The sequence below is a fragment of the Streptomyces sp. NPDC001100 genome (genome assembly GCF_053598575.1).
The window spans coordinates 175,017-188,467 of record NZ_JBSFKO010000010.1; the positions used below are offsets into that span (position 1 = coordinate 175,017).

Genomic DNA, 13,451 nt, shown 5'->3' on the forward strand with positions numbered 1-13,451 from the left:
GTTACTCGGCGGGCTTGTAGAACGCGTACGTGGCCGTGTACTGGACGCTGACCTGGTCCGTGCCCGTGCAGGCACCGGCCGGGGCGACGCCGCCGTCCGTGCCCAGGCGCTGGATGTAGGAGACGCCGCCGAAGACGCCCGTGCCGCGCGTGGCGGTGGCCTTCAGCAGCAGCTCCGGAATGGTGCCGGTCTTGGGCGAGTTGGCGATCGCGGAGCCGTTGACGGCGCTGCCGTCCACGGTGGACACCCACACCGGGCCACGGGAGTGGAGGGCGACGGAGCGGTGCGTGCGGTCGTTCTTGGCCCACAGGGTGGCGGCGGGCTCCAGCAGGGTCCAGGCGCCGTTGGTGCAGGTGTAGGTCTGGACGCCGGCGGCGGAGAAGACGCCGGTGAGCTTGTTGCCGTCGGGGACCTTCAGCGCGTCGGGCACGGTGACACCGAGGCGAACGGGCGGCTTCGGGGTGGCGGCCTGGCCGACGGTCGCGCTCGCGAGCGTGGCGCCGGCTACGGCGGTGAGGGCCGCGGTGGTGAGGACGAGACGTTTGGCGATCTTCATCGGTGTGTCTCCAGAGCACTTTCTGAACATGGTCGCGATTCCTGCGACAAGGTCGCGGGTATCCGGACTTCCGGGCCGATCAGATGATCTTCGGCCCCGCTGACGCAATGTACGGCGGATCAATCGCGACCGGGTTGCCAACTTCTGATCGACTTGTGGCCAGCACTGCTCACCCGCGGCGCACTCGTCCGAAACAGGTATCGCCGTCCCGTTTTCCGTTGTCCGGCACGACGGCCGCCGGTCTCCTCTACGGAAGCTCCGCCGGCCGCATCGCCGCACGGCGGAGATGCGGGTACGGACAGGAGTGTTCAGAGATGCCTCGTAGACAGGCCGCCATGATCGCCGCCGCGGTCCTCACCTGCCTCGCCGTGGTGACCGGTGTACTGCTGGCCCGCGCGCAGACGGGGCCGCCGTCGGGAGGCCGTACGGTCGCGGACCCGTCGTCCACGCACACTACTGAGGCCCCCAACTCTCCCTCCCTCCCTCGCACTTCGCCCACGACGTCACCGCGGACCACGTCCTCGCCCTCGCCCACTCCCCACGCGCCCAAGTCCCCCCACGTCACCGCCTCGCCGTCCCGTACGGCCGCCGGACGGGCGAAGGCCGTCGGCAAGCGGACCGTCACGCTGGTCAACCGGCTCGACCGGACGATCTGGCCGGCGATCGCCGCGGACCCCAAACACCCTGTGGAGGCCACGGGTTGGGTGCTGAAGCCCGGGGCGAGCGTCAGCTTCGCCGTCCCCGACCACTGGGACGTCCGGGTGTGGGCGCGCACCGGCTGCTCCTTCGACGCGGCCGGAGACGGCCACTGCACGACCGGTGACTGCGGCCACTTCCAGTGCGGGGCGACCTGGGGCGAATTCCCTTCCACCCTGGCCGAGTTCAACCTGAACGCCTGGAACGGCATGGACTTCTACGACGTCAGTCTGGTCGAGGGCAACAACCTGCCGATGTGGATCAACAGTTACGGCGGCTCGTCCAAGGACAAGATCGACGCGAACGGGTGCTCCGCCGCGGGGTGCACCCGGGACGCCAACGCGACCTGCCCCGCCAAGCTGCAGCGGATCAGGGGCGGTCGCGTCATCGCGTGCCTCAGCGCCTGCCTGGTGTTCAAGACCGACAAGACCTGCTGCACGGGCGCCTACGCGGCGCGCCCCCAGTGCGTCCCCTCGACCTGGCCGGTCGACTCGGCGGCCGTGTTCAAGAAGGCCGAGCCCTTCGCCTACTCCTACGTCGACGACGACGCGACCAGCGTCCTCACCTGCTCCGGAGAGTGCGGCTACCGCATCACCTGGGGAGTGAGCCCCTGACCGTACGCACGGCCGGGCCGGTCAGTCCGCGGACTGGAAGGCCCGGCCCGCCGCGGTCGTCGTCGTACCGTCGGTGAAGAGCCCGCTGCTCGGCTTCGACGGGTCCGCGCCCAGCCCGAACCACGCGTAGCGCTGCACATAGGACAGGCCGTCGAGCGCCTTGGTGGACGCGGTGACGAAGTCCGCCTGCTGCTGCGCGGACGGGAAGCGGGTGCCCTGGGAGAAGTCGATCAGCGCGTACTCGGTGAGCCAGATCGGCTTGTGATAGCGCGCGTACACGGCGGCCAGGTAGGACTTCAGCTGCTGCACGGCCTGCGGGGTGCGGAAGTCGCCGCCGTACCAGTGCAGGGTGATGAAGTCGACGCGGTAGCCCTTGGCCTTGGCCCCGGACATGAAGCGGTCCAGCCAGCCGCCCGCCGTGTCCCCACCGTAGGCGACCGCGGGGCTGCCCAGGATCCTGCCCGCCGCCATGAGCTTGGGCCACAGCTGCAGCGCCTGCTCGACCGTCATGTTCGACTGCTGCGCCATGTCCGGCTCGTTGAAGCCCAGCAGATACGGGCCGTACGACCGGGCCTGGGCGAGCGAGGCGTCGGTGACGGACTTCGCACCCCAGATCATCGGCACGAAGGAGCCCGAAGAGGGCGTCGTGATGCCGGAGTGCTGGGTGGACCAGGTGTAGTACCAGCTCGCCCCACTGGCCTTGAGCGCCTGGCTCACCCCGCCGAACGTCCAGACGCCGACGCCCTTCTTGGCGCCGGAGGCGATGTGCGCGGGGGCGGCGGGGGTGTGCTTCGCGGGAGAGGGGCTCGGCTTGGCCTTCGGTGAAGGTGAAGGTGAAGGGGATTTGCTGGGAGTCGGCGAGGGCGTGGGGCTCGGCGAGACGCTGAGCACGGGACTGGGCGACGGCGATGCCACCGCCGTCGTAGGTGAGGAACCGCCCGTGAACCGAGGCGCGACCAGCGCGGCCACCACGGCGACGGCGACCGCCGCAGAACCGCCCACGAGCTGCTTGCCGCCGATACGGGCGGAGCGGCTGCCGCGCCCGTGCCGCCGACGCGGCCCACCGTGCCCCGAGGGACCGGGAGTTGAGGCCGCGTCCAGCAGCCGGGACACATCGAAGTGGGCCGGTACCGCCACCAGCGGCAGCCCGCTGAGCAGCCGGTCCATCGGGAGCAGCCCCTCGTCCAGCCCCTGGCACACCCCGCAGCCACGGATGTGCCGGGCGAACCGCTTGCGCCACAGGGCACTTGGCGCGCCGTCCCACGTCGAGGCGGTCTCGTCCAGTTCCGCACAGCGCGGCGCTGCGACCAGCGCCCGCACCACGACCCGGGAGACCTCCATCTGCTTCTTCATGCGCTGCACCCGGACGGAGGCGTGCCGGTCGGAGAGCCCCAACGCACCGGCGAGATCGGCGCGTTCGAGTTCGCCGGTCTCCTCCAGCCACCACAGGGACAGCAGTTCCTGGTCGTCCGGGTCGAGCCAGCGGGTGGCCTCGACGACCTCGCGGCGCTGCTCGGTCAGCCCCAGCCGCAGGATGGTCAGTCCGGCGAAGTCGAGGGCGGGGTCGGTGATCGACTCCGCGTCCTCCAGATGCGCCCTGCGGTCGCGGTCCGTGGCCCGCGCCTGCTCACGGTCCCGTACCTGTCGGATCGTGATGGCCACCAGCCAGGACCGGAACGCGGAGGGATCCCGCAGCTTCGGCAGCCCCCGCACCATGCGCAACAGCGTCTCCTGTACGACGTCATCGACGTCGGCGTGACCGTTCAGGGCCCGGCCGACGATGTTGTAGACCAGCGGCAGGCACTGCGTCAGCAGGTGATCCAGGGCCTGCCGGTCGCCCGCGCACGCGGCCGTCACCACGCCCGCGTCGGGGCCACTCCTGGGCTTCTTGCGCATCTGGGTTCGTTCCTCCGCGTGTGGTCCGGCCGTGGCATCTCTCTGCTTCGGAGACCGCCGACGCGCGCAAGGACTACAGAAAACAGGACAACAAAAGAAATCAGCCGGTCGGGTCCGAATTTATGTTGTCGAGCCACCGCCGAAAAGGTCACCGATAGGCAGGACCACATCTGGACCGCATCCGAAGAGCACCAGGAAGGCCCGAGGACGATGGCACGAGGACGCAGGAGACACGGCGCGAGCCCCCGGCGGGACCGCCGACGCCGGTGGTACGTCGCGGCAGCCGCCTTCGCCACGGCCACCACCGTGCTGATCGCCTACAGCGTGTGGACGCCGTCCGGAACGGGCGGTACCCGCACGACGGCCCACCAGGACACGGCCGCACGCCCGGCCGTGTCCCGCAGCGCCTCGCCGACCCCCTCGGTGAACGACCGCACCTCGGCCTCCCCGTCGCCTTCGGCCTCCCCCTCCCCCAAGGCCGGCGCGCCGAAGAAGAGCACGCCCCGACCGACCGCCAAGGCGAACCCGGCACCGGACCAGCCCTCGACCGCCCCCGCCGGCAAGCGTCTGATCACGGTCGTCAACCGCACCCCGAAGACGGTCTGGGCGATCGTCACCAACACCGCCGTCTATCCGAAGGGCCGCGAACTCGCCCCGGGCCAGAGCCTGTCGGTGACCGTGGCGAACAACTGGGGCGGCCGGATCTGGGGTCGGACGGGCTGCACCTCGACGGCGGCCGGTCACTGCGCGACCGGCGACTGCACCAACGTGTGCGAGGGCGCCAACCCGCCCACCACACTGGGTGAGTTCACGTTCGACGCGTACGCGGGGATGGACTTCTACGACGTGAGCATGGTCGACGGTTCGAACCTGCCGATGTGGATCAACATCTCGCACACCACGACCGTCGATCCGGTCAGCTCCCGTGGCTGCTACAAGGGCGTCTGCACCTCGGACGTCAACTGCCCCACCGCGATGCAGGCCGTGTCGGGCGGACAGGTGGTCGGCTGCAAGCCGCCGTGCGCCGCCTTCGGTGGTGACACCTACTGCTGTCGCGGCGCCTGGGCGGGCCGCGAGAACTGCGTCCCCGCGAAGTGGCCGGTCGACTACACGCAGGTCTTCAAGCGGGCGGCCCCCTACGCCTATTCGTACGCCTTCGACGACGGGGCGACGATGCCGTGCAAGGGGGCCTGCTACTACCGGATCACCTTCGGGACGACCGGGTCGTAGGCCGGTGAACGCTTCGGACCTGCGACCTCGTGTTCAGGGCGGACACCACACGTTGGACAGCGGAAAAGGTGGAAGCCGACCGATGAACACCGCACAGCGTCTCCTGCTGGACATCCCGGACTCCTGGGAGCAGGTCGGCCTGGGCGGCGAGGAACCGGCCAGGACCCGGGCGCAGGCCCTGGCCTCGACCGACGGCCCCGGCGAGCAGGCAGCAGCTCATGGCAGCCGTAACGGCCCGGCAGGGGCTCGGAGATCAGGTGGGCCCGGGCCAACTCGCCCATGACCAGCCGGACTTGGCCGACCCGCTGCCCGGCGAGGCTCGCTACGGCGACGAGCGAGCAGTCGGGTCCCGGGTGCAGGGCGAACAGCCGGAACACCCGGGCGGCGGGACTGAGGAGTTGGTACGACCAGGAGAACGCGCTGCGGGCGTCGGCGGCGGGCGCTTCTCCGGCCCGCGTCGGCCAGGGCGGCGGCCTCGCGCAGGATCTCTCCGTGATGCTCACGGCCGTTGCCGGTGAGCATGGGCAGCAGGGTGAGGACCCCGGAGTAGGTGGCGCCGCGGAAGGAGGGCGGAGCCAGGCTGTGGCTGCCCCGGCCCAGGGCGCTGCGGACGTGACCGGTGTAAGTGCGCACCGCGGCGAAGGAGTTGTCCAGGACGGTGCCCCCGACGGTGTCGAAGACGATGTCGAAGCCTTCGCCGCCGATGTGGGCGGCGACGTACTCCTCCACCTCGGTCGTCGCGCAGTCGATCGCGGTGGCGCCGAGCCCCCGGACGGTCTCGGCGTGGGCGGCCGGCCGCACTGACAGGCTGGATTTCCTGCTGTTTCCTCGCCTCGGAGCCGGAGACGTTCATGCTCGGCGGCGCCCCTCTCCTTCCCGTACTCGGCTACCGTGCGCCGAGTACGGGAAGGAGAGCGCGATGCGCGCGGAGAAGGCCCCCACGGGCACGGGTGGGATGAAGCGGCGTCTGGGCCTGTCCGACGCCGTGGTGATCGGCCTGGGGTCGATGATCGGCGCCGGTATCTTCGCCGCCCTCGGCCCGGCGGCCGAGGCCGCCGGTTCCGGACTGCTGCTCGCTCTGGCGCTGGCCGCCGTCGTGGCGTACTGCAACGCGACGTCCTCGGCACGACTGGCCGCCCTCTACCCCCAGTCCGGCGGCACCTACGTCTACGGCCGCGAACGCCTCGGCGCCTTCTGGGGCTACCTGGCCGGCTGGGCGTTCGTCGTCGGCAAGACGGCCTCCTGCGCGGCCATGGCCCTCACCGTCGGCGCCTACCTCTGGCCCGGCCAGATCCACGCGGTGGCCGTGGCCGCCGTAGTGGCGCTGACCGCGGTGAACTACACCGGCGTGCAGAAGTCCGCGTTCCTCACCCGTGCCGTCGTCGCCGTCGTCCTCGCCGTGCTCTGCGCCGTGGTCGTCACCGCCCTGACCTCCGCCCACGCGGACACCGCACGGCTGGCCATCGGCTCGGACACCACCCTCGGCGGACTGCTCCGGGCGGCGGGTCTGCTCTTCTTCGCCTTCGCCGGGTACGCCCGCATCGCCACCCTCGGCGAGGAGGTCCGCGACCCCGCCCGCACCATCCCGCGCGCGATCCCGATCGCGCTCGGGATCACCCTCGCCGTCTACGCCCTCGTCGCCGTCGCCGCCCTGACGCTGCTGGGCCCGCCCGGTCTGGCGCACGCCACCGCCCCACTCTCCGACGCCGCGCGCGCGGCGGGCGCCGACTGGCTGGTGCCGGCCGTCCGCGTCGCCGGCGCCGTCGCCGCGCTCGGCTCACTGCTCGCGCTGATCCTCGGGGTCTCCCGCACCACCCTCGCCATGGCCCGGGACCGGCATCTGCCACACTCACTGGCCCGCGTCCACCCCCGCTTCGGCGTTCCCCACCGCGCCGAACTCGCGGTGGGCGGGGTGGTCGCCGTCCTCGCCGCGACCACGGACGTACGCGGCGCGATCGGCTTCTCCTCCTTCGGCGTCCTGGCCTACTACGCCATCGCCAACGCCTCCGCCTGGACCCTCACGGAGGAAGAGGGCCGCCCCGGCCGCCTCGTCCCCGTCGTCGGCCTCGCGGGCTGCGCGACGCTCGCCTTCGCCCTGCCCGCGAGCACCGTCGTCTCCGGCATCGCGGTCCTCGTCCTCGGGGCCGCTCTCCACGGACTGCGCAGGGTCTCCCGCAGGACCGACTCCGAGGATTCACGCAGCTGATGGGCAGTTCCGCGGACGACGACATCCGCGCGGTGGCCGACGCCCTGAAGCGACGAGCCGCGGCCCGGGGAGAGAGAGTCCGGGCCCTCGATTCGGTCCTCCATCTGGTCGCCAACGACGAGGCGGAGATCGCGATCGACCACCTCGTCCACACGGCCAACGCCTTCCGGCTCCCCATGCGGCAGGGCGAGCACGACCGGCTCATGGCGGCGGCCGCCCGCCTGGACCACGCGGACGGCGTGACCGACATCGATCCCGGCCTGCTGCGCCCGGACTCCGAGGACATCTGAGGGTGTGGCTGCGGTTTCGGGTGTGACCGGGGGCCGCCTTCCGCGCCCCGGGCGACTGGACGGAGGATGGTGTCCTGCCAAGTCGTGCCCTCGCGCAACTCTCCTCGGGGCCAAGCCCGTTGGAGCTCGTTGAGCGAAAGGTGACTCCGCATGGCCGACGAGCCGCCCTCGCCGGGGACCACCCCGCCCGGCATCGAGCCCGACGTGCCCGACGTGGCCCGGATCTACGACTACTTCCTCGGCGGAAACACCCACTACCCCGCCGACCGCGCAGCCGCCCGACGCATCACCGCCGCCAACCCCCAGGCCCCCCTGCTCGCCCACGCCATGCGCCGCTGGCTCGTACGGGTCGTGGCCGCCATGACCGCCGAGGGCATCACCCAGTTCCTCGACCCGGGCGCCGGCCTGCCCACCCAGGACAACGTGCACGAGGTCGCCGCCCGCCACCATCCCGACACCACGGTCGTCCACGTCGACAACGACCCCACCGTCCTCGCCCACGGCAGGCCTCTGCTGCACCCCGGACGGTCACTCCTGCTCCTGGGCGACGTACAGGACATGGCATCCGTCCTCGACCATCCCGACCTGCACACCCTGATCGACCTCACCGCCCCGCTCGGCGTCATCATCTCCGGCGTCGTCCACTTCCTGCCCGAATCACCGGCCACCACAGCCCAGTTCACCCTCCTCCGCCGTCGCCTGGCCCCCGGCAGCGCCCTCGCCCTCAACTCCCTTGTCTCCGACGCCGATCCCACCGGTGCCACCACACTGTTCCGCCTCTACCAGGGCGAGACCGGCCGCGGCCAACTCCGCACAGCCCGCCAACTCCGCGAGTTCTACGGCGACTTCGACCTCCAGCAACCGGGCCTCGTCCCCCTCGACGACTGGCGCCCCGACGTCCCCGTCCCGCCGTCCGCCCTCCCCAGGCCTCTGATCTGGGGCGGTATGGCCCACAAGCCGTGAGCCCCACCGCCGACCGCTCCCCCGCCTCCTGCGTGCGGCCGGTGCGGCATGCAGGTCGCCGTGATCGGCGACGACGGTCACCGGTGCCTGCTGAGCACTCATCAACCGCTCCACCAGGCGGAGCCTGCGTCCGTCGGCCGGCGGGCGTTGGCCAGACAGCCCCGCGCCACCCCGTAGCACCAGGGGAGCACGCCGTCGCGATCGGGCAGGGACCCGTTTCTGAGCCCGGGTGCATGGTCGATGCGACGCCGCAGCACCAGCATGGTGTCGGACAGGGCGTGCTCGACCATGTCAGGGGCCGTTCGTCGCACCAGATACCGGTGCAGGGGCTCCCTCACCACCTGCGCCAGCCCTTCGAAGCGTGCCCGCCGCAGCCGACGGGTCTCCTGTTCCGTCATGGATTCCACGCCCCTCCGTGTCCGACACCGGGCGAGTCCTTTCAGCAAGGAGGTTCTCTCCGGAGCGACCGGAGCGGTCGTCGCCGATCACGGCCGCATGGACGAGCGAGGGTGGTAGGGGACGGCTCCCTCGCTGGCAGAGAGCGGCAGGTTCTTGCCGCCCGTGCCGATCATGAGGTCCGTCTCGCAGTCCACGAGGGTGATCACGCCGGCCGGTTCGACGGCCGCGGCATCGCCGGGCCGCGGCGGGCCCCCCGCCAGGAGGCACAGCGCGTCAGGGCCGGTGAGAAGGCCCAGTGACCTGATCGGCACCGTCTCGTCCCGAGCGCTCGGCCCTCGTCGGCGCCCGAGGCGAATGGATCGGCGAACCTACGGCGCGGAGAGCCCCGCCGTGCCGCAGACGGAACGCCGGACCGTCAGCCGGATCACGACGCCTGGCCCACCCAGCGGAAGACGCGTGCGGCGTCGGGCACCCGGTCGCCGTCCCGGCAAGGGCCCGCGCGTCAACCGCGCCCGGGCTCAGTTGAGTTGCACCGGAGACCGGCTGGTCAGGGACGACGAAGCGGATGTGCGCGACCTGTCCCGCCGCGAGGCGGGCGGCCACGGCGGAGCGTGCCGCGGTCCAGAAGGAAATCCTCACCCGGCAGCACAACTGCGCCTACGAATGGGCCGCTTCGAACCGCGGAGCCGGGAGCAGATCGAGGCGGAGACGGACGCGGTCCGCAATGCCCTACCGAAAGAGATCGCCCGGCTCACCCATGAACTGGTCGACAGCGCACGGAAGTTGGCGATGGCCGACCTACTCGTCCGGGACCCGAGAAACCGCTGATCGAGCGTTTGGCCACCGGCGCGGACCAGCACGACGGCACGCGCCGGAACTCCGGAGGACAACGGCGAGGCACGACTGCGGCCTTCCGTGAAGGACTGTCAGCCGGCCACCAGAACGGGAATCCAGGACGGGGGCAGGTCAATGGGTGGCGGTACCATGCACCATTCCTCGTACGGTCGGTCCGTAGGCGCAGGAGGCAGGATTTGCTGAAGTTCCGGACGACGGATGTGGACGAGGCTCGGCAGGTCATCCACGAACGCTTCTACGCCAACTTCATCGACGTGCCCGACGGCGGCGCCGAGTTCACGGCCCGGTACGACATCGCCGCGCTCGGTCCGCTCACATTCGGACGACTCTCCTTCGGCGCGGAGGTACGCATACGGTTCGGGGAACTCGGCTCCTACCACGTGGACATCCCGCTGGGCGGCCACCTGGCCTGGCATCAAGGAACGCGCATCAACGCGGTGGCGACCACCGCGAGCGCCGCCGTCTTCCAACCGCACGGAGACACGGCCCTGGACCGGGTGAGCACCGACTGCTCCATGCTGGCCGTGAAGATCGACCCCAAGGCCCTCAACGATCAACTCGAACGCCTTCTCGGCCGGCCGCTGCGCACCCCCGTCGTCCTCATGCCCGAACTCGACGTCGCGCACGGCGCGGGTCTGAGCTGGGTACGCATGATCCGCGCGGTGTTCGACGAGATGCAGGCCGACGGGCTGCTCACCCGGCCGATGGTCGCCCGCCCGCTCCAGGAGGCCCTGCTGACCGGGTTCCTCCTCGCCACCGGCCACCGCTACCGCGACGAACTCGACCGGCCCAAACCCGCCCTGCGCCCGGGTCCCGTCAAGCGTGCCGTCGAGGCCATGCACAGCATGCCGCAACACCCGTTCACGGTAGGAGAGTTGGCCGTGCTCGCCGGGGTGAGCGTGCGGCGGCTCCAAGAAGCCTTCCAGCAGTACGTCGGCATGACCCCACTGGCCTACCTCACCGACGTCCGCCTCACGCACGCCCACGACGAGCTGCGCCGCGGCACACCGGGCGAAGTGAACGTGAGCGAGGTCGCGCATCGTTGGAGCTTCGACCACCTGGGCCGCTTCGCGTCCCGCTACCGAGCGCGCTTCGGCGAGTTGCCCTCGCAGACACTGCGCTCCGGGTGACCACGGCCCACGCCATCGCCCCGCGCTGTGCGGACAACAGCCACGCTCAGCGGATCGTGCGCGGCGGCTGCCACGCCGTAGATTCCCGGTGTTCGCGCGTCCGCTTCGTCGGTCCGCCGCGCGGACGTCGGCCGACCCGTCTCCACCCCTTCGGGCCGGTCACCGCCCGTCGGCGCCCCCCGACAGCCTCGGGCGGGTCGGCAGCGCACATGCGGCCTGAGCACCGCCACGGTGTACTGCCGACACCAGAGAGGGTCCGGGCCGGAGTCGGCGCCGGCCCGGACCTTGAAGGTGTCCCGCCGGGTCGCGCCGTCACCCGGACCGTCTCCTCCAACTCGCCCGCGGACGCGGCGAATTCAGGGGAGGCCGGCCACAGCGCCGGCCCGATGACGATCGCCATCCCAGAGGCCGCGGCCCGACGTCGTCCTCGTCGCCGATCCGAAGCGGCCGCCGGGGCGCATCGCACTGTTGTTCACCCCCACACCCGTGCGACTACCCGGGCAGTCGCACACCTGGGCCTGGCAGGGCAATACAGCGAGGCCGATTGGGCCCGACATGCGCATGCGTTCGCTCGCTCCCGTCGGCCAGGCTGACTGGGAAACCCACGGAGCCGGGAACCACCCCGGCGCCCGCAGCCGGAGGTTGCCGTCATGACCGTGATGTCCATCGCCAGGTTCGAAAAGTTCTTCCGCGCGGCCGCGGGGCTGAACCTTCGTGCGGGAGTGGCTCGGCCGGCTTATCGACTACGACGCAGGGCACGACACGGAGCTGGTGGAGACTCTCTCCCGCTACTTCGACTGCGGGGGCAACTACGACGATGCGGCCGCCGCGCTGACGGTCCACCGCAGCACCCTGCGCTACCGGCTGCAGCGCATCCGTGAGATCAGCGACCGCGACCTGGCGGATGTGGACACCCGGCTCAATCTGCAGGTGGCAACGCGCGTTTGGAAAATCATCCTGGGTGGACGGCACTGACCGCGGATACCCGCAGGACCGGCGCAGAGTGTCGGCACAGCACTCGAACAGGTCGCTGTGGCCTCGCCGGAGGCAGCAAGACCGCTCGGAGTCGGTGTCCGCCAGTCCTCCAGCCGTCCCGGCACCCCGGCACCCCGGCACCCCCGGGGACATCCTGCGCCGGTTCGTCGACGGAGCCGTTGGAACCTTTGCGTGGACCGCACCGACGTCCACGGGCGCCACCTCCCGCACAACTTCCCACCCTGGGCCACGACCTACGGGTACTTCGCCACGTAGCAGCAGGCCGATGTCTTCTAGCAGCTCACCGGCCTGCTGCTGACCGTGCTCGTCACCGCGGCCGGCCCGACCCTGCTGTCCCGGACCACCGCCATCGATCACGGAGTCTCGCCCGAGACACGTGCGATCCCGCGTCAGCTTTCGTCAGGTGTAAACCTCAGAGAGATCGATTTGATGCAGTACCGCTGGTCCGTGGGCGTCGCATACCCCTCGCCCTCGAACACATGCCCAAGGTGCGACCCGCACCGGGCGCACCGCACCTCGGTGCGCACCATCCCGTGCGAGCGGTCCTGGATCAGTTCGACCGCGTCGGTGTCCTTCGGGTCGTAGAACGACGGCCAGCCGGCGCGCTTCGTGCATGCACACTTCTCGGCCCGCCGAGCCGGTCCGGTGGGACCGGCGGACGACCGGCAGCGCGGCGCACCAACTGATCCATCTCCTCGCTCAAGACCACCGTGGCCGTAACACGCGGGGACTTCCTCTTGACACGACCATCTTATCGGCAACAGTGTAGCCATTATGAGTACCTGGTCTGAGCCACAGCCCGATTCCCGGTTCGTCGAGGTGGACGGACTGCGGATCCACTACAAGCGTGCCGGGCACGGCCCGGCACTCGTGCTGCTGCACGGCAGCGCCTCATCCCTGCAGCACTTCGACCGCGCGACGGACCTACTGTCGGATTCGTTCGATGTCATCCGTCCCGACCTGCCGGCGTTCGGGCTGACGGGCCCGCGCAAGGACCGCGACTACCGCGTTCCGGCGTACGCCGCGACGGTGGCGGCCTTCATGGAGGCGCTGGCCGTGCCGCGCTACGCGGTGGCCGGTAATTCCCTGGGCGGCAACATCGCCTGGAACGTCGCGCTGGATCATCCGGAGCGGCTGACCGGCCTGGTGCTGGTCAATGCCACCGGCTACCCGGAGAAGACGGTGCCCGCCGGGATGCGCCTGACCCGCAACCCGCTGGTGCGGCCCCTGCTGAGGCGGGTGATGCCGCGCGGGGCACTCGAACGCAACCTGCGCGAGGCCGTCGGGCCGCATTCACAGATCGTGGACGACGCCATGGTGGACCGCGCCCATCAGCTCATGGGCCGTCCAGGGAACCGCTCGGCTTTCGTCGACTTCTGCAACACCGACCAGCCGGACCGCAGCGCGCAGATCCCCCGCATCACGGTGCCCACCCTGGTGCTGCGCAGCGCGAGCATCGACGGCCAGCACTTCGCCCGCGACATCCCCGGCGCCCAGGAGCTCGTCCACCCCCACGGCGGACATCTGCTGCCGGAGGAGGAACCGCGGTGGGTCGCGGACGCGATCGCGAAGTTCCTCGGCTCCTGCGCCGCCACACCCGCGAACTGAGGGCAAGGAGGC

Annotated in this window: 12 protein-coding genes and 2 pseudogenes; 8 read left to right on the forward strand and 6 right to left on the reverse strand. The window is 70.9% G+C overall.

Annotated elements, in window-relative coordinates; genetic code table 11:
• Nucleotide 1 precedes the first annotated feature (1 nt).
• The gene (locus ACWDEW_RS16980) at nucleotides 2–556 is read right to left on the reverse strand and encodes a DUF3455 domain-containing protein (RefSeq protein WP_362974249.1); all 555 of its coding nucleotides are present in this window, start codon (nucleotides 554–556) and stop codon (nucleotides 2–4) included.
• 314 nt (nucleotides 557–870) lie between these two features.
• On the opposite strand from ACWDEW_RS16980, the gene ACWDEW_RS16985 reads away from it, so the two are divergent.
• Entirely contained in the window at nucleotides 871–1,866 is a 996-nt protein-coding gene (locus ACWDEW_RS16985) for a thaumatin family protein (RefSeq protein WP_450513616.1), read from the forward strand.
• Nucleotides 1,867–1,887: 21 nt separating this feature from the next.
• Here the strand turns inward: ACWDEW_RS16985 and ACWDEW_RS16990 are convergent, their stop codons facing one another.
• Nucleotides 1,888–3,762 (reverse strand): sigma-70 family RNA polymerase sigma factor, encoded by a 1,875-nt coding sequence (locus ACWDEW_RS16990; protein WP_450513618.1) that lies wholly within the window; start codon nucleotides 3,760–3,762, stop codon nucleotides 1,888–1,890.
• A gap of 210 nt (nucleotides 3,763–3,972) precedes the next feature.
• Between ACWDEW_RS16990 and ACWDEW_RS16995 the strand changes: the two genes are divergently transcribed.
• Nucleotides 3,973–4,992, forward strand: coding sequence for a thaumatin family protein (locus tag ACWDEW_RS16995; protein ID WP_450513620.1), 1,020 nt, complete (start codon nucleotides 3,973–3,975; stop codon nucleotides 4,990–4,992).
• A 216-nt stretch (nucleotides 4,993–5,208) separates the two neighbouring features.
• Here ACWDEW_RS16995 and ACWDEW_RS17000 read toward each other — a convergent pair whose 3' ends face one another.
• Nucleotides 5,209–5,793, reverse strand: a complete 585-nt coding sequence (locus tag ACWDEW_RS17000) for a zinc-binding dehydrogenase (protein ID WP_450513622.1) — start codon at nucleotides 5,791–5,793, stop codon at nucleotides 5,209–5,211.
• Between the two features lie 118 nt (nucleotides 5,794–5,911).
• Between ACWDEW_RS17000 and ACWDEW_RS17005 the strand changes: the two genes are divergently transcribed.
• From ACWDEW_RS17005 to ACWDEW_RS17015, 3 genes are all read left to right on the forward strand, one after another.
• Nucleotides 5,912–7,198, forward strand: coding sequence for an APC family permease (locus ACWDEW_RS17005; RefSeq protein ID WP_450513624.1), 1,287 nt, complete (start codon nucleotides 5,912–5,914; stop codon nucleotides 7,196–7,198).
• Entirely contained in the window at nucleotides 7,198–7,488 is a 291-nt protein-coding gene (locus ACWDEW_RS17010) for a hypothetical protein (RefSeq protein WP_450513626.1), read from the forward strand. The genes ACWDEW_RS17005 and ACWDEW_RS17010 overlap by 1 nt, the downstream gene beginning before the upstream one ends.
• 150 nt (nucleotides 7,489–7,638) lie before the next feature.
• Nucleotides 7,639–8,451, forward strand: coding sequence for an SAM-dependent methyltransferase (locus ACWDEW_RS17015; RefSeq protein WP_450513628.1), 813 nt, complete (start codon nucleotides 7,639–7,641; stop codon nucleotides 8,449–8,451).
• 101 nt (nucleotides 8,452–8,552) lie between these two features.
• Here ACWDEW_RS17015 and ACWDEW_RS17020 read toward each other — a convergent pair whose 3' ends face one another.
• On the reverse strand, nucleotides 8,553–8,849 hold the full coding sequence (locus ACWDEW_RS17020; protein WP_450513630.1) for a hypothetical protein: 297 nt from the start codon (nucleotides 8,847–8,849) through the stop codon (nucleotides 8,553–8,555).
• A gap of 87 nt (nucleotides 8,850–8,936) precedes the next feature.
• Entirely contained in the window at nucleotides 8,937–9,161 is a 225-nt protein-coding gene (locus tag ACWDEW_RS17025) for a hypothetical protein (protein WP_450513632.1), read from the reverse strand.
• A gap of 720 nt (nucleotides 9,162–9,881) precedes the next feature.
• On the opposite strand from ACWDEW_RS17025, the gene ACWDEW_RS17030 reads away from it, so the two are divergent.
• Both ACWDEW_RS17030 and ACWDEW_RS17035 read left to right on the forward strand, forming a co-directional pair.
• Entirely contained in the window at nucleotides 9,882–10,835 is a 954-nt protein-coding gene (locus tag ACWDEW_RS17030; RefSeq protein WP_450513634.1) for an AraC family transcriptional regulator, read from the forward strand.
• A 711-nt stretch (nucleotides 10,836–11,546) separates the two neighbouring features.
• A pseudogene (locus ACWDEW_RS17035) lies at nucleotides 11,547–11,810 on the forward strand (PucR family transcriptional regulator); the annotation flags it as partial.
• A gap of 410 nt (nucleotides 11,811–12,220) precedes the next feature.
• Here ACWDEW_RS17035 and ACWDEW_RS17040 read toward each other — a convergent pair.
• Nucleotides 12,221–12,430 (reverse strand): annotated as a pseudogene (locus ACWDEW_RS17040) (peptide-methionine (R)-S-oxide reductase); the annotation flags it as partial.
• A 175-nt stretch (nucleotides 12,431–12,605) separates the two neighbouring features.
• On the opposite strand from ACWDEW_RS17040, the gene ACWDEW_RS17045 reads away from it, so the two are divergent.
• Complete coding sequence (locus ACWDEW_RS17045) at nucleotides 12,606–13,439, forward strand: alpha/beta fold hydrolase (protein WP_450513636.1); 834 nt, start codon at nucleotides 12,606–12,608, stop codon at nucleotides 13,437–13,439.
• The last annotated feature ends 12 nt before the right edge of the window (nucleotides 13,440–13,451 follow it).

Coding starts and splice junctions, on each gene's coding strand:
- ACWDEW_RS16995 (WP_450513620.1), top strand. CDS start 3,973: ATGGCACGAGGACGCAGGAGACACGGCGCGAGCCCCCGGCGGGACCGC.
- ACWDEW_RS17020 (WP_450513630.1), bottom strand. CDS start 8,849: ATGACGGAACAGGAGACCCGTCGGCTGCGGCGGGCACGCTTCGAAGGG.
- ACWDEW_RS16980 (WP_362974249.1), bottom strand. CDS start 556: ATGAAGATCGCCAAACGTCTCGTCCTCACCACCGCGGCCCTCACCGCC.
- ACWDEW_RS16985 (WP_450513616.1), top strand. CDS start 871: ATGCCTCGTAGACAGGCCGCCATGATCGCCGCCGCGGTCCTCACCTGC.
- ACWDEW_RS17045 (WP_450513636.1), top strand. CDS start 12,606: ATGAGTACCTGGTCTGAGCCACAGCCCGATTCCCGGTTCGTCGAGGTG.
- ACWDEW_RS17005 (WP_450513624.1), top strand. CDS start 5,912: ATGCGCGCGGAGAAGGCCCCCACGGGCACGGGTGGGATGAAGCGGCGT.
- ACWDEW_RS17010 (WP_450513626.1), top strand. CDS start 7,198: ATGGGCAGTTCCGCGGACGACGACATCCGCGCGGTGGCCGACGCCCTG.
- ACWDEW_RS17015 (WP_450513628.1), top strand. CDS start 7,639: ATGGCCGACGAGCCGCCCTCGCCGGGGACCACCCCGCCCGGCATCGAG.
- ACWDEW_RS16990 (WP_450513618.1), bottom strand. CDS start 3,762: ATGCGCAAGAAGCCCAGGAGTGGCCCCGACGCGGGCGTGGTGACGGCC.